This is a genomic window from Candidatus Phytoplasma stylosanthis (assembly GCF_032886435.1).
Lineage (GTDB): Bacteria > Bacillota_I > Bacilli_A > Acholeplasmatales > Acholeplasmataceae > Phytoplasma > Phytoplasma stylosanthis.
This window is the reverse complement of the sequence record NZ_JAUZJP010000040.1, coordinates 1-998: the sequence shown is the minus strand read 5'-3', so window position 1 is coordinate 998 and position 998 is coordinate 1. Positions and strand designations below refer to the sequence as shown.

Annotated in this window: 2 protein-coding genes; both read right to left on the bottom strand. The window is 27.7% G+C overall.

The genetic code is table 11. The annotated features are described in order from the left end of the window. Positions 1 to 163: 163 nt before the first annotated feature. Positions 164 to 499, bottom strand: a complete 336-nt coding sequence (locus Q8777_RS02620; RefSeq protein ID WP_318749495.1) for a hypothetical protein — start codon at positions 497 to 499, stop codon at positions 164 to 166. Between the two features lie 76 nt (positions 500 to 575). Further along, on the bottom strand, positions 576 to 998 hold a 423-nt coding region (locus Q8777_RS02615), incomplete at its 5' end, for a YqaJ viral recombinase family protein (protein ID WP_318749494.1).

The window sequence follows — 998 nt, the reverse complement described above, 5'->3', positions numbered from 1 at the left end:
TGGAATAACCATAATTTATTAATTCTGGTACTGAAAAAAGAGCTTTGATCTTAGCAAAAGAATAACCATCTTCTTGCATTCTTTCCACTGGTCGTTGAAAATGACTATAATATTTTTTTAAATTTTTATGATCCATGTTTCAAAAAAACCTTCTTTCTTTTTTTTAATTTTCTTTTTCTAAAATAGGAATATTATCGGGAGAGGGAACCATTTTTTCTAATTTATGAACTTTCACCATCAATCCTTTTATTAAATTAACTAGACGTTCAAACCAATCTTGTTGTTGGGCAAATCGTTCATGACTGTTTGTTTCTAACTGTTTTATTTTTTTTTCCAAATCATTTCTTTTTTCTTTTGAATCATTTATTTTGTCTTCTAAGAAAAAATTTTTAGACTGAGTAGAAAAAGAACTTATTTCTGTTTCTTTTGGTTCTGAGGAAGGAAAGCAACAAAATTTTACTACTTTAGTGAGTATCCAACCTAGAATTATTCCCAACAAACAACAGAAAAGCAGTTGAAGATATTTATTTATTAAATGGAGATTATAAATTATTTCTTTTAAAAAAAACTTTTTTTCATTTTTCTTGTTTTTCCTCTTTCTTTTCAAATAAAGTTTGATAATGAGTTAATAAAGCCTTAAAGGCTAACCCTTCTTTTTTCATCTGCACAATAAAATTTAAATCTAAAGTTATTTTGCTTAAATAATAGTCAGTTTCTTGAAAGTAAACTAAAAAATAAGCTAATTTTGCTTCCGAACAATAAAGACCACATTGGATTTGGGCCCAATAATAAGGAGGAACAATTTTTTTGTGGATAAATTCTTGCCAACTATTCCCTTTTTCTAAAGGACATTTGATTTCTAACATGGTTCGGGAAGGAGCGTGATAACCATCTAAAGAAGCAGAAAAAAGATCTTTGATAAAAACAGCAGGTTCATAATTTTTCTTGGTTAAAACAGAAAAGAATAAATTAGCCTTGGGTTCTGTTTTTTTGCCATG